The 17807-nt window shown below is 37.5% G+C and carries 17 protein-coding genes; 16 read left to right on the top strand and 1 reads right to left on the bottom strand.

The genetic code is table 11. The annotated features are described in order from the left end of the window. The first annotated feature begins 18 nt into the window (after positions 1–18). From HNQ80_RS03550 to HNQ80_RS03505, 10 genes are all read left to right on the top strand, one after another. On the top strand, positions 19–444 hold the full coding sequence (locus tag HNQ80_RS03550; protein WP_184308261.1) for a CBS domain-containing protein: 426 nt from the start codon (positions 19–21) through the stop codon (positions 442–444). Between the two features lie 144 nt (positions 445–588). Then, on the top strand, positions 589–2247 hold the full coding sequence (locus HNQ80_RS03545; RefSeq protein WP_184308259.1) for a nucleoside kinase: 1659 nt from the start codon (positions 589–591) through the stop codon (positions 2245–2247). A gap of 125 nt (positions 2248–2372) precedes the next feature. Beyond that, the gene (gene glsA, locus HNQ80_RS03540) at positions 2373–3290 is read left to right on the top strand and encodes a glutaminase A (protein ID WP_184308257.1); all 918 of its coding nucleotides are present in this window, start codon (positions 2373–2375) and stop codon (positions 3288–3290) included. A gap of 143 nt (positions 3291–3433) precedes the next feature. Then, on the top strand, positions 3434–3904 hold the full coding sequence (locus HNQ80_RS03535) for an NUDIX domain-containing protein (protein ID WP_184308255.1): 471 nt from the start codon (positions 3434–3436) through the stop codon (positions 3902–3904). Between the two features lie 27 nt (positions 3905–3931). Continuing rightward, positions 3932–4789, top strand: a complete 858-nt coding sequence (locus HNQ80_RS03530; protein ID WP_184308253.1) for a nitroreductase family protein — start codon at positions 3932–3934, stop codon at positions 4787–4789. 233 nt (positions 4790–5022) lie between these two features. Further along, positions 5023–6594: an MASE3 domain-containing protein gene (locus HNQ80_RS03525; RefSeq protein ID WP_243182970.1), complete on the top strand. Its 1572-nt coding sequence runs from the start codon at positions 5023–5025 to the stop codon at positions 6592–6594. A gap of 129 nt (positions 6595–6723) precedes the next feature. Then, on the top strand, positions 6724–7299 hold the full coding sequence (locus HNQ80_RS03520; RefSeq protein WP_184308248.1) for a winged helix-turn-helix domain-containing protein: 576 nt from the start codon (positions 6724–6726) through the stop codon (positions 7297–7299). Positions 7300–7439: 140 nt separating this feature from the next. Continuing rightward, the gene (locus HNQ80_RS03515; RefSeq protein WP_184308246.1) at positions 7440–7910 is read left to right on the top strand and encodes a DUF456 domain-containing protein; all 471 of its coding nucleotides are present in this window, start codon (positions 7440–7442) and stop codon (positions 7908–7910) included. A gap of 22 nt (positions 7911–7932) precedes the next feature. Next, positions 7933–8769: a deoxyribonuclease IV gene (locus HNQ80_RS03510; RefSeq protein ID WP_184308244.1), complete on the top strand. Its 837-nt coding sequence runs from the start codon at positions 7933–7935 to the stop codon at positions 8767–8769. A gap of 63 nt (positions 8770–8832) precedes the next feature. After that, positions 8833–9663 carry a ZIP family metal transporter gene (locus HNQ80_RS03505; RefSeq protein WP_184308242.1) on the top strand — a complete coding sequence of 277 codons (831 nt, stop codon included), beginning with the start codon at positions 8833–8835 and terminating at the stop codon, positions 9661–9663. A gap of 4 nt (positions 9664–9667) precedes the next feature. On the opposite strand, the gene HNQ80_RS03500 is transcribed toward HNQ80_RS03505, so the two are convergent. Further along, complete coding sequence (locus tag HNQ80_RS03500; RefSeq protein WP_184308240.1) at positions 9668–10072, bottom strand: RusA family crossover junction endodeoxyribonuclease; 405 nt, start codon at positions 10070–10072, stop codon at positions 9668–9670. A gap of 115 nt (positions 10073–10187) precedes the next feature. Between HNQ80_RS03500 and lepB the strand changes: the two genes are divergently transcribed. From lepB to HNQ80_RS03470, 6 genes are all read left to right on the top strand, one after another. After that, the gene (gene lepB / locus HNQ80_RS03495) at positions 10188–10751 is read left to right on the top strand and encodes a signal peptidase I (RefSeq protein ID WP_243182961.1); all 564 of its coding nucleotides are present in this window, start codon (positions 10188–10190) and stop codon (positions 10749–10751) included. An 84-nt stretch (positions 10752–10835) separates the two neighbouring features. Beyond that, positions 10836–11936 (top strand): tRNA epoxyqueuosine(34) reductase QueG, encoded by a 1101-nt coding sequence (gene queG / locus HNQ80_RS03490; protein ID WP_184308237.1) that lies wholly within the window; start codon positions 10836–10838, stop codon positions 11934–11936. Then, a complete protein-coding gene (locus HNQ80_RS03485; protein ID WP_184308236.1) occupies positions 11937–12422 on the top strand; it encodes a metallophosphoesterase family protein in 486 nt (161 codons plus the stop codon). It abuts the gene before it with no gap. A 430-nt stretch (positions 12423–12852) separates the two neighbouring features. Further along, the gene (locus tag HNQ80_RS03480) at positions 12853–15249 is read left to right on the top strand and encodes a Lon protease family protein (RefSeq protein ID WP_184308234.1); all 2397 of its coding nucleotides are present in this window, start codon (positions 12853–12855) and stop codon (positions 15247–15249) included. A gap of 219 nt (positions 15250–15468) precedes the next feature. Further along, entirely contained in the window at positions 15469–16518 is a 1050-nt protein-coding gene (gene tdh, locus HNQ80_RS03475; protein ID WP_184308232.1) for an L-threonine 3-dehydrogenase, read from the top strand. Positions 16519–16589: 71 nt separating this feature from the next. Next, positions 16590–17777, top strand: coding sequence for a glycine C-acetyltransferase (locus tag HNQ80_RS03470; RefSeq protein ID WP_184308231.1), 1188 nt, complete (start codon positions 16590–16592; stop codon positions 17775–17777). Positions 17778–17807: the final 30 nt, after the last annotated feature.

Raw genomic sequence — 17807 nt, 5'->3', positions numbered from 1 at the left:
GAAAGGAGGCAAGAATTCATGAAAGTAAGAGAATTAATGACAACAAATGTTTCAACAGCAAGCGTAAATACTCCAATTGGTCAAGTTGCAAAGCAGATGAGAGATCTAGATGTGGGCTGTATTCCAGTGTGTGATCAACAAAAGAATGCATTAGGAATTATTACCGATAGAGACATCGTGATTAGAGGCGTTTCAGAAGGAAATATGAATGCCAATGCAGGTGATGTGATGACCAGCAATCTTGTGTATGCGACTCCAGAAATGCATGCCCATGAGGCTGCTGAGATTATGGCAAAACATCAAATTAGAAGATTGCCAGTCGTAGAAAATGGACGAGTAGTAGGGATTTTAGCTATTGGAGATTTGGCGACAGTAAACATTTATGTTAATGAAGCAGGAGATGCATTAAGCAATATATCAAAACCTAGTACGCCAAAAATGTAGTTAGAAAAGTTCCTGCTAATGCAGGAACTTTCAATTTTAAATGAAATAAAAATGATAAACGATTTATGGTAGGAAACAAAAAGTATAGGGTATAATACGGTTAGTGTGTGAAATTTATTATTTTAGTGGGGGGATCAGAGAAAGATGACAGAAAAGATAAATGTATTGGTGGATGAAAATAAAGCGTTTGAAATAGATGAAGGGATGATTCTAGCGGATATCTGTAAGGAAATTCAAGGGGAATATCCTTCAATGATTGTAGCAGCGAAGGTAAACAATAGACTTCGAGAACTAGGATATTCGTTACATAAAGATGCAAAGGTAGAGTTTATAGATTTAACAACAACCGATGGGATGCGTATTTATCAAAGAAGCTTGGCCTTTGTTTTTATTCGGGCAGCTATGGAAGTATTATCTGGCTGTAAGGTTACTGTAGAACACTCTTTAAGCAAGGGGTTGTATTGTGAAATCCATTATAAAAGGCCTATTCATGAGGATGATGTAGTCAAGATAGAAGCAAGGATGAGGGAGATCATTGAAGAGGATGTGCCTTTTATTAAGAGTAGTGTGCCGGTTGATGAGGCGAAAAGAATATTTAAAGAACTGGGATTAGATGCAAAAACAAAATTATTAGACTATAGAGATACAACAGAGGTGAATATTTACAGCTGTGGCTGGTTAAAGGATTATTTTTATGGTTATATGGTGCCAAGTACTGGATACCTGCAACTGTTCAAACTAAAATATTATATGCCGGGCGTAATTGTTCAGTATCCTGAGAAATCAAAGCCTACTGAGATACCTTCGTTTGAAGAACAGGCTAAATTGGCTACTGTCTTTAGAGAGGCAGAGCAATGGGGAAAGATTCTTAATATTGAATATGTGGCAAATTTGAATGATACTATACGGGATAAAAAGTATCCAGAACTGATACGAGTGGCAGAGGCACTTCATGAAAAGAAGATAGCCCAAATTGCAGATATGATCTTAGAAAAGAAAAAAAGAATTATTCTGATTGCAGGGCCTTCTTCATCGGGAAAAACCACATTTGCCCAAAGGCTGGCTATTCAGCTGCGAGTAAATGGACTAAGGCCAATTTCCTTATCAACAGATGATTATTTTGTAGATAGAGTTCATACACCAAGAGATGAGAATGGTGATTATGATTTTGAATCCATCGAAGCGGTAGATACAGCATTGTTCAATGATCACTTATCTAGACTGATTCAGGGGGAGACGGTGGATTTGCCAACCTTTAATTTCCACAAGGGCGAAAGAGAGTATCGTGGCAAAACCCTGAAAATAGCTGAGGATCAACCTATCATCATCGAGGGTATTCATGGGCTGAATGACAAACTTACATTAGATATTCCCCATGAAAAAAAATTTAAAATTTATATTAGTGCCTTAACGCAGCTGAATATTGATGACCATAATCGAATTCCTACAACGGATACTCGGTTGCTTCGAAGAATTGTGAGGGATAGCAAGTATAGAGGTCATTCGGCGTTAAACACGTTAAAGCTTTGGAATTCTGTGAGAAGGGGTGAAGAACGAAATATTTTCCCTTTCCAAGAAGAAGCGGATATCATGTTTAATTCGGCGCTAATTTATGAATTGGCTGTCCTGAAAAAGCACGCAGAACCACTGCTGATGGATATAAGTAAGAAAGAAAAGGAGTTTTCTGAGGCAAAGAGATTGCTGAAGTTTTTAAGTTATTTTCTATCCATTGAAGATGACCATGTAATTCCTCAAACATCGATTATAAAAGAATTTATAGGCGGAAGCTGTTTTGAAGAATAGGAAGTCTGGAGAAATAATAATGGATATTACAAAATATTAAGAAAGTTGCATAGATGATCTATTGACTTCGTTTTCATGATGTTTTAAAGTAAGAATTGCGATGGATTCAGAAAGGTGGAACATATATGCAATTTTTATTATCCGAATTGATATCTAGAAATAGATATTGGACCAGTTTTGGGCATGTGGCTACATATATTCCAGAACTTAAAAATGCAGGCCCGGATGCCCTTGGAATTGCTGTAGTGGATACGGATGGTAAGATACACAAGGCTGGTGACTATGATACAAAATTTACAATTCAAAGTGTTTCTAAACCTATTACTTTGATGCTTGCATTAATGGATTATGGACCAGAGTATGTATTTGAAAAGGTAGGTATGGAGCCAACGGGAGATCCTTTTAATTCCATGAGAAAGCTTGAAACCATCAATCCATCAAGACCGTTAAATCCTATGATTAATGCAGGGGCAATCGCAGTGGCATCCTTGATTAAGGGAAAAGATAATCAGGAAAAGATGGATAGGATCCTTGATCTATTCAGAAAATTATCAAGGAATCCTCTGTTGAATATCAATGAAAGTGTTTATTTGTCTGAAAAGAAGACTGGAGACAGAAATCGAGCGATGGCTTATTTCTTAAGAGATGTGGGCGTCATTGAAGGGAATGTAGAGGAGATTCTAGATTTATATTTCATGCAATGTTCTATAGAAGTGACCTGTGAGGATATGGCACATATGGGAATGTTTCTAGCAAATCATGGCTGTATACAAGGGACAGGAGAGCAATATGTGCCCAAGCATATTACCCAGATCGCTAAGACTTTCATGGTAACCTGCGGGATGTACGATGCGTCGGGAGAATTTGCTATCCAAGTGGGCATCCCGGCAAAAAGTGGCGTTGGCGGTGGGATCATGTGCGCAGTACCAAATAAAATGGGTATTGGTGTAGTGGGACCAGCCTTGGATAAAAAAGGAAATAGCATCGCGGGCGTAAGAATGCTCCAGGATTTATCAAAAGAGTTGAATTTGAGTATATTTTAAGAGATTCCTTACAAGAGGAGTCTTTTTTTATAGCATAAGAAAGGATCCTTATTTATGCAGAAATGAGGAGCAAAGTTAACGGGGAATAATATCTTTAGGGTTTCTAATGAATAAATAAAAAATTTGAATAGAGGGTGATTGTAATGAATAGAGTATATTATGTTGATGGTGGCAATAGAAAAATTGAGTTGCATCTATCAAAAAAAAGCGAGTTGGAAGCGTATTACGATGGCTGCATAGTGATTTTATTTAAGAATGAAAAATTAATAATGGCATATCATCCAAAGAGAAAAGGGTGGGAATTCCCGGGAGGAAAACTTGAGCCAGATGAATCTATTGAAACCTGTGGTATAAGAGAAAGTTATGAAGAAACTGGGGCTGTTGTTCGTAAACTCATTCTATTAGGGAAATTCATCATTACTACGCAAGAGAAGAAAATTACTTCGGCCATATTTTATGGTGAGGCAGAAGTCATACATCCCTTACCTGTTGATAGTGAAATGGAAAAGGTAGAAGAATTTGATGGTTTACCTGAGAATATATCTTTTGATGATGATATTTACAAACTAGTATTAACTTATATTATGGACGAAATGGACGAAAAAATTCGCTAAAAAATCAAGCGTTAAGGGGTGGAGGAAGTGAATATTAATGAAATCCTAAAGCGTAGAAGCTCTATACGAAATTTCGATAAAAGGGAAGTGTCCCATAATCGATTAACTCAACTGGTGGACGCAGGAAATACATCTATACCCTTGTACAAAGATATCGATGTACAATTTAGGTTGATCCATCAAGGCGCTGTCTTTGCAAAAAAAATACATGGCTATGCTGGTTATTTTGGGATTGTATTCGATGCGCCCCACTATATTGTTTCTGTTTCAGAAAGAAAAGAAGGATTTTTGGAAAACCTAGGATATCGTATGGAACAACTGATGATCAAAGCCCAGGAGGAAAAGATCGGTACTTGCTGGACGGAGGTATTCCATTATCATGACAAAATAAAGGAAGTTTTAAATATTCGCGATGAAACCAAGGTGATCCTTGCAGTAACACCTGTCGGCTACGAAAAAGAAAATTTTGCAGATAAGATGATAAAGCAGGTAGAACATCAGGGCATCCCAAGGAAAGAGATTGAAGAACTCATATGGGGAAGAGAATGGAAGGCGGAAAGAGCAAGCAAATGGTCTGAAAGATATAAAAGGATTATTGATGTGGTTCGTTTAGCTCCGTCCTGGGCTAATCAGCAGCCTTGGAAATTTGTTTTACATAATGAGAACATGATACTATGTGTAAAAAAAGAATCTATTGGGGGGCTTTTATCTGTCAATATGAACAGAATTGATGGAGGGATTGTCATGCTCTATTTTCAATTGCTAGCAGCCAATGAAGGAGTCAGGGGTACATGGAAAAAGCTATCATCGATTGAGACTGCGAACCTCAGAATTCCTGAAAAATATGAGGTGGTAGGTATATTCAAGCCAATTGTTGCTACCTAGATAGAGGTTTTTACAAATGATTTCGACATAATATTCAAGGATGAGGAACGGAATAATTTTAAAATATTGAAGGATTATGACGTTTCATGTAGAAAGCTTAAATAATAAAGATTATCGAAACGGAGTTGAATCCTTTGCTAAGTATTAAGGAGAATAAAAAGTCAATCGATTTAAGATATATTTATTTAGCACTAATCTTTCTAGGATCCTTGTTCATATATCAAATTGTAGGGATGCTGGAAACATATATTTACAGTGTGCTTGGTAATGTCACCTTTCTTACCTATCACCTTATATTGGAATCCCTTAGCATCATTATTAGCTTTACATCTTTTATTCTTACATACTATACATATCAGAAAAATAACCGTCTGAGACTGCTTGTGTATTCAGCCGTTTTTTTTATCACTGGATGGTTGGATTTTTTTCATACGATGGGATACAATGGGATGCCAGTATTCTTTACAAACAGCTCTATACCTAAGGCAACGACTTTTTGGATTATAGGAAGATTGATCTTTGCTATGGGTTTATTGGTTGCTGGGCTGGTTCCATATAATTACAAAACCAGATTAAGCAGGAGTTATTTTCTATGGGGTAGTATTATTGTTTCTGTTTTAATCTCCTATGTAGTGACGGTTCATTTAGACAGTTTTCCACCATTATTTATTGAAGGTCAAGGATTGACAGAACTCAAGATAAATCTGGAATATTTTATTTTAGTAATTTTTGCGATTGCTTCGATCTTATATATTCGTGATTACCATTTGACAAGGGATCGGGTTTTCATGTTGGTAGCAGCGGGTCTCATTGTCAGCGTTTTTGCAGAGGCAGCATTTACAGTGTATAAAAGTGTTTATGATACTTATAATATGCTAGGACACATTTATAAAGTTTTAGGCCTGTATCTAATCAGCAGGGGGATATTCATATACAATTTAGACAAGCCTTATGTAGAACTGAGCAATGCAAAGAAGAAAATCAAGCTCTACGCAGAAAACCTAGAAAAAATCGTGGAGCGAAGAACGTCTGAGGTTCATAAAATTAATGCGAAGATGATTGAGGATTTAGAATATGCAAAAAAAATTCAAGAATCCATGCTCCCCGCCAAGGAGTTAAATATCTATAGTACTCAGTTTGTGTCAGAGTATATTCCTTGTGAACGGTTAAGCGGAGATTTTTATGGAATATATGTTATTGATGAAGAGAATCTGGGAATGTATATTGCCGATGTGGCAGGTCATGGCGTGTCTGCTGCTATGATGACAGTGGTGGCAGACCGAATCATTAAACCGACGGGGGCTCAAGAGCGTGCAGTGAATGCATTGGCGCCTCATAAAACCTTGGGGCATTTTTACAGAGAATTTAATAAATCGGAATTTCCTATAGAGATGCATGTGGTTATGTTTCATGCTATTTTTAATACGAAGTCCCGTCTATTATCCTACTGTAGCGGTGGAATTAATGTATTGCCGATTCTTGTAAGGAAAAGTGGAGAGATCGTTACCTTAAGTGAGAGCACTGGTTTTCCCATTTGTCGTTTTGGTGACTTCTATACACCAGAATATAAAAAAGCTGATATCCAGATGGAAAAAGGTGATCGGGTGATTTTTTATACCGATGGTTTAGTAGAGAATTTCAAGAATAGTACCTTAATAGAGCAAAAAGATCTGATTCGTATCCTTTTGGCGAACCGAGACAAGGATTTGAAAGTGTTAAGTCAGGGAATACTGAATGAAATAAAACAAATTGCATCAGGATCAGAATATGATGACGACATTACTTATTTTATTATGGAAGCATAATAAAGGAACGATAAAAGCTTACAAAGGATTTTGACAAGGATGTAGAAAAAGTATATAATATATACAATTGTTACGATATGTTAACAATTTTGCAAAACGCTTAATATCAAAAAGAATAGAGGAGATTATATGAAAGATATATTGGTGTTGCGGGAATTGGATCAAATAAAGGCGATTTCTCATCCTTATCGTATAGAAATTATTGAGTGTTTTGAAGAGGATCAGCCTGCCACGGCAAAACAGATCGCAGATCGTATGGGAGAACCTCATGCCAAAATTAACTATCATATCAAAACCCTTCAAAAAGTCGGTATCCTGGAGCTAATTGATGAAAAGGTAAAGTCTGGAATTATAGAGAAATACTATCGTCCAGCGGCGAAAACTTTTGTGATTGATCGAAGCATTATGAATACCGGAGAAAAGAGTGTAATGGAATCCATTAACCAAGCCTCCATTTCCATATTCGAAAACATTAGCAATGATTTCTATCGTGCCATTGAAAATGCCAATGACTCAATTTATCCAAAAAGAATGCTTCACTATAATGATTATTATCTGACGATTGAAGAGACAGAAGAACTACAAGATATACTAAAAGAGACATTAGAAGGCTATATCAAGGATAAAAAGGATAAATCCCGACAAGGGACAAAGGCATATTCTATTTCAACTTTGACGATTCCAAGGGTGAAAAAAAAGAAATAGGGCAATAATAATAAAAGACTTATGTGACTTTTGCATAAGTCTTTACAATTTTACATTTCGGTATAGATTTATAATGGTAGATTTTTAAAAAAGAACATGGTATTTTGAAATAAAACTTCAAATAATGGGGGGGCGGACATATGCTGATACTTACGATTATCATTATGGCAATTGGTTTCATTGGGGCCATTGTTCCAGGACTCCCAGGCATTGGACTGATGTTTTTATCTACTTTGTTCTATGGAGTTTTTACACAGTTCGAAAAAATCAGCATTGGCTGGATCGTTGTTTTTGGGGTATTAATGCTAATATCCTTTATATTAGACTATCTATCGAGTATGGTAACAGCTAAAAAATTTGGTGCTACAAAATTTGGAATCATTGGAGGACTTGTGGGTGCAGTGGTAGGTGCTTTTATACTGAATGTACCAGGATTGTTTTTAGGTCAGTTTATTGGGATGCTTTTAGGGGAGATGTTTGGGGGAAAAGCATTAAAGGCTTCCGTTAAGGCTGGATTTGGCGGGATCGTAGGGTATATTTTAGGAATGACGATCAATATATCCATTGCATTTTTTATAATGGCTATTTTTCTGTTTAAAACATTGAGATAAAAGCTTTGTGGGAGGTGGCGTGATGTTACAAATAGGTGCTCATTTAACTATATCAAAGGGATATGAAAAAGCTGCTAAAGAAGCGATTTCAATCGGTGCCAATACATTTCAGTTTTTTACAAGAAATCCAAGGGGTGGTAAGGCAAAAGCTTTAAATATAGACGATATTCAGAGGCTGGACGAAATAAGTAAAGTCCATGGGTTTGCTTCGTTACTAGCCCATGCGCCTTACACATACAATTTGGCGTCAGGTGATGAGGACATATGGGAGCTTGGAAAACGGCTGTTGCGGGATGATCTAGACAGACTACAGCATATGGAAAGCTGCAGCTATATCGTGCTTCATCCTGGAAGTCATGTGCAAAAGGGAGTAGAATATGGAATTGATCGGATTGCCCAGGGACTCAATGACGTTCTGATTGGAGAAGAGAATACTATGGTTTTATTGGAGGGAATGGCTGGGAAAGGAACGGAGATTGGGAGTCAATTTGAGGAATTGGGAGCAATAATAGATCAGGTACACCATAAGAATTTAGTGGGTGTTTGTCTGGATACTTGCCATTTGTATAGTGCTGGCTATGATATTGTGGAGCAGTTGGACAGTGTATTGCTGCGATTCGAAAGAATTGTAGGCTTGTCTAAGCTAAAGGCAATCCATCTCAATGACAGCATGATGCCCTTTGCTAGCCATAAGGATCGACACGCAAAAATCGGAGAAGGTACCATTGGACTTAGAGCTATTGTGGAGTTTATCAAGCATCCTGCCATAAAAGAGTTACCTGTTTTTTTAGAAACACCCAATGAAGTGGAAGGATACAGAGATGAAATCAAGATGCTGAGAAGCGAGTTAAATAAATAATAGTTAGAAGAATAAGGAATGCCTTATTCTTTTTTTCTTTGCTAAGGTTATCGCTACAGGAGTATGAGAGAGCTAACTATCGTAAAAAATAATAGAAGTAAAATGATCAGCAATATATGCGTAAAGAATAACGATGAAGGAGTGGGTCTGGTGAACGGATATATTGCGAGTATATTGGCTGGTGCTTGTACTGGTATTGGTGCTTTGCCCCTCATTTTTGTAAAAAGGATTACGAAAAAATTCGAGGATATTATCTTAGGATTTGCTGCGGGCATTATGTTGTTTGCTGCATCTTTTAGTCTTGTTTTACCTGCACTGGAGATGGGTGGGATCAAACAAGTCATTGCAGGACTATTATCAGGAGCCATCGTCTTAGCCTTTATTGAGAAAGTGACACCGAATATTAATATAGGTCAGGTGAGGGGGACGGATTTTAATAGCAAAACCCTGAGAAAAACGATTATGATGACAGCTGCCATTGCCATACACAATATCCCAGAAGGATTCGCCATTGGCATAGGCTATGCTTCTGGGAAGGCAAACATGGGACTGGTATTAGCCATGGCCATTGGAATTCAAAATGTACCAGAAGGTCTGGTGGTGGCTGCACCACTGATTGAAAAAGGTTATTCGAAATTTAAGGCTATAGCCTTTGCATTTTTTGCAGGGATTGGAGAGCCTATAGCAGCTACTGTAGGAATTCTGGCAGGGAGATTCATACAGCCATATATGACATTTACGCTGGCTATGGCCGCCGGGGCAATGTATTATGTGGTATCCCATGAATTAATCCCGGAGAGTCACTGCCATGGCAATCAATTAGGTGCTACCTTTGGTGTAATTATTGGTTTTATAGGTATGCTCTTGATCGAATACAAGCTGAAAGGATTTTAAAGGCTTATTTTGTTTCAATGCTGTATTGAATATTGTATTTACTGCTTTCGTATAATTCAATTTCAATCCGTGGATGATCTTTATCAATATAATCGAATAAGAGGACGGGTTTTAACTGCTTATCGTTTTGAATCACACCGCTTTTTTCAATACCATCACAAATACTTTTTGGATAATTATGGATGTCCCCCATCTTTCGATTGGGAAAGAAGAGCTTAATGATAGTGATAACACTGCCTTCTAGAGGTGGTCCATCATATTGTTGATTAACATGGCCAGCAATTGTGTTTTCGTAAGCGATATATTTACTATGTTTTCCCTGTTTTGGCATCCAAAATTGGCCGTGGATATTCTGAAGCTTAAAGTTCGATTTGCTGATGGGTTTTCCTGGTACAACTATTTTGATCATTTTTACACCTCCAGAAATATTTTAGCATACCCTGCTCATATAATAAATTGATTCATTGTTTCTTTTGAAAATGTATTTGTTCACTTAGTTATAAAAAACGAAGTGAAAGGAGACAATGATTAAAAAAGGTACAGGGTGTGATGAGATGCTGGATAAAATAATTAGTATATTAAGAAATATATTGGTTGCAGTTTTTATTGCAATTATTATCGAAGAGTTTGTCTTCGGCTTTACTGTGGTACAGGGTGAATCCATGGCACCTACCGTAAAAGATCGAGATAAGTTGTTTGTAAATAAAATATGCTACTTGCTTCATAAACCGGAGATTGGAGATATTGTTATTTTCCATCCACCCATTGAGGAAAGAAGAAAGGAATATTTCATCAAAAGGGTTATCGCCATGGAAAATGACGAGTTTATGATTCGCGATGGAAAGGTATTTGTTAACGGCAACGAAATCAAGGAAAATTATATCATGAATGAGCAGTATATAGATAGGGCTTTTGATATGGATCAAGGCAAAGTACCTAAAGGTATGGTGTTTGTCATGGGAGACAATAGAAATGATAGCAATGACAGTCGATACTTTGGCTTCGTGCCAATAAAAAATATTGAAGGAAAAGCAGATCTGCGGCTGTGGCCTTTTGACGAGGTTCAGGCATTTACAGTTGATTATTGAAAGGATTGGGGAAACTCAATTCTTTTTTGTCGTGTCATGATATAATGGAAAGAAGATTCTCTTTGGAATTAGGAGATGAGGTTGATGATGTTCGAGGATAAGATCAGAAGTTATGGAAAAAGCATCGGAATTGATTTAATTGGGTTTACTACAATAGAGCCATTCGAAAGAATTGGAAATGTACAACGAGCGAGACATAAAAAGGGGCATCTCTCAGGCTTTGAAGAGCATGATCTGGATAAGCGCATGAACCCTCTGATTACTATGGAAAATGCAAAATCTATTATTGCTATCGGGATCGGATATTATCATGGAGATGAAACACCCATGGAGGAGCCTTATGGAGAAATTACACGAAGTGCCTGGGGGAAAGACTATCATCATGTGTTGATGGAGAAATTTTTACGGCTCATGAGCTATATTAAGGAGAGTATAAGTGATTTTGAATATAAAGCATTTGTGGATACGGGTCCTCTATCAGACCGGGAAGTAGCTTATCGTGCAGGCCTTGGTTGGTTCGGAAAAAATAATATGCTCATAACGAAAGACTTTGGTTCTTGGGTTTTTTTAGGATATGCACTGACAAATCTTTTTCTAACGCCTGATCAACCCATGGTAGAAAATTGTTTAGGATGTAATCTTTGTATTGAAGCATGTCCTGGTGGTGCCCTAGAAGATGGGTATGGCATGAATGCGCGAAAATGCTTATCCTATATAACCCAGACCAAAGAAGAGATTGAAGAAGAAACAAGAGAAAAAATGGGAAATGCTATCTATGGTTGTGATGTCTGCCAGAATGTTTGTCCTCACAATCGCCCTATTTCCCATAAGGTGAAAGGTGATTTTATACCAGAAGGAAGAACTCACCGACCACACATCGGAAGACTGATTCAGATGTCTAATAAAGAATTTAAAGCGTTGTATAAGGACACTGCAGCTGGATGGCGAGGCAAAAATAACTTAAGACGGAATGCGATCATTGCAGCAGGAAATGCGAAAGATCCAGGGCTACTCCCTTATCTCATGGAGGCTTTAAAGGATGATAGCATCATGATAAGGAAATATGCAGTTTGGGCTATTCATAAAATAGGTTGGGAAGGAAAAGCTATATTAGAGCAACATTTGAGATTGGAAAAGGATCAAGAAATCATAAAAGAAATCATAAGGTATCTAGAGGGTGAATAAATGCGTGTTGCTGTTTTAGCTGATACTCATCTAAAGAATGACAAATTGGATTTGCCACAAATTGTGATTAAATATTTAGAGGGTGTAGACGGCATCATCCACTGTGGCGATGTAAAGGAAGAAGGACTGTTAAATTTGCTGGAAAACTATGCCCCTGTATATGCGGTCCGAGGCAATAATGATGATGAGAGACTTCAGTATAAACTAAAGGAGAAGCTGATCATCAATTTAGAGAACTATAGAATCGGTATTACTCATGGTCATGGAGAGAAAGGAAAAACAACAGACCGAGCTTTAGAAGTTTTTCAAGATATGGCAATAGATATCCTGATTTTTGGCCATAGTCACCAACCACTGCTTCAAACGAAGAAGGGGGTTATGATGATTAATCCTGGATCTCCTACAGTAAAAAGGCGAGAAAAGAAGCACTCCATGGTTATCTTAAATCTGGGAGAGACTTTGCACTGCGAGTTTATATTTTTTTAATATGATAAGGCGGATCAGGTAAATATTTCAAGTTTCATTGGAAAGATCAGAATATTATAATAGAAGTGGAACGTGGAACGCTGAGAAGTACTTTGGCGTATATTCGAAATCATTGATCTAGAAAGAGTGAAAGCATGAGAATTCTTAAGAAATTACTATCGAAGTTTATAATCCAAAAAGACATGCCAAATAAGAATCTGTCCTCCCACCTTTTGTTATCTAATACAATTACTACGACTATCCATAACAGGTCCCGTCGATTTAACCTTAAGTTTTAAGCTTAAGGTTTTTCTTTTTTTTGATTCTATTGTTACCTGATTGAATGAATAGTTTTTATCTTTACTGAAATTATTGGAGAGAAGGACGAGGAAGGTGAATAGAATGGATTAAAGAGTGCTTGCGTTTAAGGACAGAATAGGAGGAATTATGGATGACAAGGTATAAAGAACTTCCATATACAAAGCTCAAACGGTTTTGCAATCCAAGCCAATTCGATTTTAGAACCACAGAAGATCTGATTTTTAATGACAACATCATAGGTCAGGACCGGGCAGTAAGGGCTATGGAATTTGGGCTACGGGTAAAAAGCTCACAATATAACATATTTATCACGGGATTAAAGGGTACAGGAAAGACCAGTTACGCTCAGCGCATCGTATCTCAAAGAGCAAAGGGGGAGAATGTACCTGACGACTGGTGCTATGTATACAATTTTAACAATCCAGGTGTACCGCTGGCTTTGAATGTACCACCGGGTATGGGTAAAATTTTAGTAGAGGATATGGATATCCTTGTACAGGATCTTCTAACAGAAATTCCCAAGGCTTTTCATGGAGAAGATTATGAAAAACGCAAAGCTGAAATAGCAAAAAAATTTCAGGATGAAAGGAATCAGTTAATTGAAGAATTAACGGAATATAGCAAAGAGCAGGGCTTTAAAATCAAAAATACCAGTACAGGGTTTGCTTTGGCCCCTTTGATCAATGGAGAGGTAATCAGCGATGGAGAATATAACGCATTGGAAGAAGAGCAGAGAAATGAAATTGAGGCTAAGGCAGAAGATATACAAGATCTGGCAGTGGAAATTCTAAGAAAAATTAAAGAACTGGAAAGACAGGCAAAGAAAAAGGTGATAGATTTAGACAATACTATTGGTTTATATGTGGTGGAACCCTTAATGGATGAATTGTTTGATAAATATAAAGAACATACAAAGATTATCGATTATTTGAAAAATGTGCAACATGATATCATTGAGCAGCTTTATGATTTCGATTTATCTGAAGAAGAACAGGATGAGCTGGTTGTCAAGAAAGCAGAAAATAATTTTGTGAAAAAATACAAGGTCAATTTATTTATAGATAACAGTGATACTACAGGAGCGCCTATCATAATGGAATGTAACCCGACTTATAATAATTTAGTAGGTAGGATAGAGTATGAAAATGAGCAAGGTGCGTTAAAGACTGACTTCACTATGATTAAACCCGGTGCCATTCATAAAGCCAATGGAGGGTATCTGATCTTACAAGCCAATCAAGTCCTTACAAATCCCCAATCATGGGATTTGTTAAAACGAACCATTGAAACTGGTGAAATCAGTATTGAGAATTTACGGATGCAATTGGGTATTGTGGAGATAACGACCCTGAAACCTGAGCCGATTCCTGTAGATATCAAGGTTATATTGATTGGAAATCCATATTTATATCAGCTCTTATATAGCTATGACGAGGAGTTTGAGAAGCTTTTCAAAGTAAAGGTGGATTTTGATTCTGTGATGGACACGAACCGTGAAAATGAGCAGAAAATCGCAAATTTTATTAGTGATTATTGTGATAGAAAAGAATTAAAGCATTTGGATCGAGAAGCAGTGGCTAGGGTAGTAGAGTATAGCCATAGAATTGCAGGAAGTCAGAAAAAACTCTCTACCCGATTCAATAAGATTATTGAGCTATTGATAGAAGCTGATGTATGGGCGGATATGGACCAAAGTGAATGGATTCGTAAAGCTCATATTGATAAGGCTTATGAGGAGAAACAATACCGAAACAATCGAATGGAAGAGAAACTGGATGAAATGTACGAATCAGGTAAAATTATCATTGATCTCAAAGGGAAAAAAGTTGGAAGGATTAATGGCCTTTCAGTGATTGATGTGGGAGATCACTCCTTTGGTAAGCCGTCGGTGATTACCGTAACCACCTTTGCAGGAAATAAGGGAATTATCAATATTGAAAGAGAAGTAAAAATGAGTGGAAAAATTCATGATAAGGGTGTACTGATATTAGAAGGCTATTTAAGCGAAAAGTTTGGGCAGGAATACCCTGTCACTGTGACCGCTAAAATTTGCTTTGAACAATCCTATAGTGGAGTGGATGGCGATAGTGCATCCAGTACAGAGTTATATGGACTCTTATCGAGTTTGAGCGATATACCTTTAAAACAGAATATTGCGGTGACAGGCTCTGTGAATCAGAAGGGTGAGATTCAGCCTGTTGGTGGTGTGACAGAAAAGATAGAGGGTTTTTTTAGCTTATGTAAGTATTTTGAATTGACTGGTGATCAGGGTGTGATAATACCCTATCAAAATGTAGATGATTTGGTTTTAAAAGATGAAATTATTCAGGCGGTTCGGGATGGGAAATTTCATATATATCCTGTTAGTTCCGTAGAGGAAGGAATAGAGATTTTGACAGATCAACCATTTCAAAAGATAGCAGAGGCTGTGATGGAGAAGCTGAATAATTTTACAATGATTGTAAAAAATGAAGGGGATCCAGGAAATAGGAAAGGCTTTAGGGGAAAGCCGTTCAAAGGAAGATAGTGATACAAAGGGCAGCGCGTTTATTCGCTGCTCTTTACTTTGTGAAAAATTAATATGAAATAATGAGTAAAAAAAGGAGGAATTTTATAAAAATATGTGGTATAGTAATATTAGTCACGGACAGTTTGATAAAAAAGTGGTGTTTTGGCGGACAATTGTATTCGATAATCGTCCAGTCGACTAAAATACTCTATTTATCATAAAAGAGGAGGATATATAATGGAAGGAACAATGAAAGTAGTCATCAAAGAGAGTCCATCAGCGGGAGCAGTCATCGCAACGAAGGAAATTCCAAAAGTAGGACCCAATGATATTTTAGTAAAGGTAGCGGCTACATCAATTTGCGGTACTGACTACCATATTTACAGCTGGGATGCTTGGTCTCAAAAAAGAATCAAAACACCTCGTATCATGGGGCATGAATTTGCTGGAGAAGTTGTTGAAATAGGAGAAAACGTTACCAGGGTAAAATTGGGTGATATTGTATCTGCTGAAACCCATGTGGTATGTGGTAAATGTGAGTTATGTGCTACTGGAAAAGCACATATTTGTAAGGACACAAAGATTCTTGGTGTAGATACAGACGGTTCATTTGCAGAATATGTAGCAATACCTGAGGAAAATGCATGGATCAACGACCCATCCATTCCACCAGAATATTTATGTGTTCAAGAGCCACTGGGCAATGCGGTACATACCGTGATGTCCGGAGAAATCATTGGAAAAAGCATTGCTGTCGTAGGCTGCGGTCCGATTGGTATTATGGCTGTTGCTGTGGCGAAAGCAGTAAGTGCATCAAAGGTGATTGCTATTGAAGTAAATGAATATAGATTAGCGTTAGCGAAAAAGTTAGGTGCTGATGTGGTTATCAATCCTATGAAAGAGGATGTAGTAAAGAGAGTATTAGAGGAAACAGATGGCATGGGTGTTGACGTGGTCGCTGAAATGTCTGGAAATGCAGTAGCTATTCAACAGGCTTTGGAATATATCAAGCTAGGCGGCAGAATGTCTATGTTGGGTATACCGACAAAAGATGTGGAGATTGATATCGCCAGCTTGGTATTCAAGGGAATACAAATCCATGGAATTACAGGTAGAAGAATGTACGATACTTGGTATCAAGTAAAGGGCTTGTTAGCATCAGGAAACTTAAATATTGATACTATTATAACCCACAAACTTCCTTTAGAAGCTTATGAGGAAGGTATGGAATTGATGAAGCGCGGAGATTGTGGAAAAGTTGTATTGTTTCCCAACATGAATAAATAGACTTAAATATGATAAAATTAAGATAGATAAAACTGGAAAAGCTGAGTTGTTATAGAAGGAGGTTTTAGGTCATGTCAAATATTCACGAACTGCCTTTTCTTAAGGAGAAGATTGAAGAGCTAAAGAGTCAAGGGGTTTATAGAAAACTTCCAGTGTTGGAAGGACCTAACGAAGCAGAAGTAATTCTGAACGGGAAAAAAGTAATTAACTTATCTTCCAATAATTATTTGGGATTTGCAAATCACCCTAGAATGAAAAAGGCGGCCATAGCTGCAGTAGAAAAGTATGGGGTAGGTGCAGGTGCAGTAAGAACAATCATCGGTAATATGGATATCCATGAGGAAATGGAAGCCTTATTGGCTAAATTTAAACGAGAAGAAGCTGTAATGTCCTTCCAATCTGGATTCAATTGTAATGCCGGTGCAATACAGGCGATCACTGAGGCTGGAGATTTGATTATCTCTGATGAATTGAATCATGCCAGCATCATTGATGGAGCAAGATTAAGCAAGGCAGCCAAAACGATTTATCAACACAATGATATGGATAGCTTAGAAAAGGTACTAAAGGAAAACCGAGATAAATATAGAAATATATTGATCATTACAGATGGGGTATTTAGTATGGACGGGGATATCGCTGATCTTCCTAACATTGCAACCTTAGCTGAAAAATATAATGCCATGACCTATGTGGATGATGCCCATGGTTCTGGGGTGTTAGGAGAAAGTGGTAGAGGTACGGTGGATCATTTCCATCTTCACGGAAGAATTGACTTTAGTATTGGAACTTTATCAAAGGCCATCGGTGTGATTGGTGGCTATGTTGCAGGAAGCCAGACAGCTCAGGATTGGTTAAACCATAGAGGAAGACCGGTCTTATTCAGTACATCATTGCCACCAGCTGCTGTAGGGGCGGTCATGGAAGCCATTAAGATGCTGATGGAAACCACTGAATATACGGATCGTCTATGGAGCAATGCGAAGTACTTTAAAGAAAAGCTTGGCAAGCTAGGCTTCAATACAGGAAATAGCCAGACACCAATTACACCTGTGATCATCGGTGATGAAGCCAAGACCATGGAGTTCTCAAGAAACTTATTCAATAATGGGGTCTTTGTATCTGGTATCGTATTCCCAACAGTTCCAAAGGGAGCAGGCAGAGTAAGGTGTATGGTAACTGCAGCCCATACAGAAGAGCAACTGGATCGTGCAGTAGCTGCCTTTGAAAAGGTAGGCAAGGAAATGGGCTTGATTTAATTAATGAAGTTAAATAATAAATAATAAAAG

Source organism: Anaerosolibacter carboniphilus (assembly GCF_014205875.1).
Lineage (GTDB): Bacteria > Bacillota > Clostridia > Peptostreptococcales > Thermotaleaceae > Anaerosolibacter > Anaerosolibacter carboniphilus.
Note: the sequence above shows the minus strand (reverse complement) of the source record. Positions and strands in the feature narration are given on the sequence as shown.

Bases quoted from the DNA above. Each gene is read 5' to 3' on its own strand.
- queG (WP_184308237.1), top strand. From the start codon at position 10,836: ATGATGTTCGAGGATAAGATCAGAAGTTATGGAAAAAGCATCGGAATT.
- HNQ80_RS03545 (WP_184308259.1), top strand. From the start codon at position 589: ATGACAGAAAAGATAAATGTATTGGTGGATGAAAATAAAGCGTTTGAA.
- HNQ80_RS03470 (WP_184308231.1), top strand. From the start codon at position 16,590: ATGTCAAATATTCACGAACTGCCTTTTCTTAAGGAGAAGATTGAAGAG.
- HNQ80_RS03505 (WP_184308242.1), top strand. From the start codon at position 8,833: ATGAGAGAGCTAACTATCGTAAAAAATAATAGAAGTAAAATGATCAGC.
- HNQ80_RS03485 (WP_184308236.1), top strand. From the start codon at position 11,937: ATGCGTGTTGCTGTTTTAGCTGATACTCATCTAAAGAATGACAAATTG.
- HNQ80_RS03510 (WP_184308244.1), top strand. From the start codon at position 7,933: ATGTTACAAATAGGTGCTCATTTAACTATATCAAAGGGATATGAAAAA.
- HNQ80_RS03500 (WP_184308240.1), bottom strand. From the start codon at position 10,072: ATGATCAAAATAGTTGTACCAGGAAAACCCATCAGCAAATCGAACTTT.
- lepB (WP_243182961.1), top strand. From the start codon at position 10,188: ATGATTAAAAAAGGTACAGGGTGTGATGAGATGCTGGATAAAATAATT.
- HNQ80_RS03515 (WP_184308246.1), top strand. From the start codon at position 7,440: ATGCTGATACTTACGATTATCATTATGGCAATTGGTTTCATTGGGGCC.
- HNQ80_RS03535 (WP_184308255.1), top strand. From the start codon at position 3,434: ATGAATAGAGTATATTATGTTGATGGTGGCAATAGAAAAATTGAGTTG.
- HNQ80_RS03480 (WP_184308234.1), top strand. From the start codon at position 12,853: ATGACAAGGTATAAAGAACTTCCATATACAAAGCTCAAACGGTTTTGC.
- HNQ80_RS03550 (WP_184308261.1), top strand. From the start codon at position 19: ATGAAAGTAAGAGAATTAATGACAACAAATGTTTCAACAGCAAGCGTA.
- HNQ80_RS03525 (WP_243182970.1), top strand. From the start codon at position 5,023: ATGCTGGAAACATATATTTACAGTGTGCTTGGTAATGTCACCTTTCTT.
- glsA (WP_184308257.1), top strand. From the start codon at position 2,373: ATGCAATTTTTATTATCCGAATTGATATCTAGAAATAGATATTGGACC.
- HNQ80_RS03520 (WP_184308248.1), top strand. From the start codon at position 6,724: ATGAAAGATATATTGGTGTTGCGGGAATTGGATCAAATAAAGGCGATT.
- tdh (WP_184308232.1), top strand. From the start codon at position 15,469: ATGGAAGGAACAATGAAAGTAGTCATCAAAGAGAGTCCATCAGCGGGA.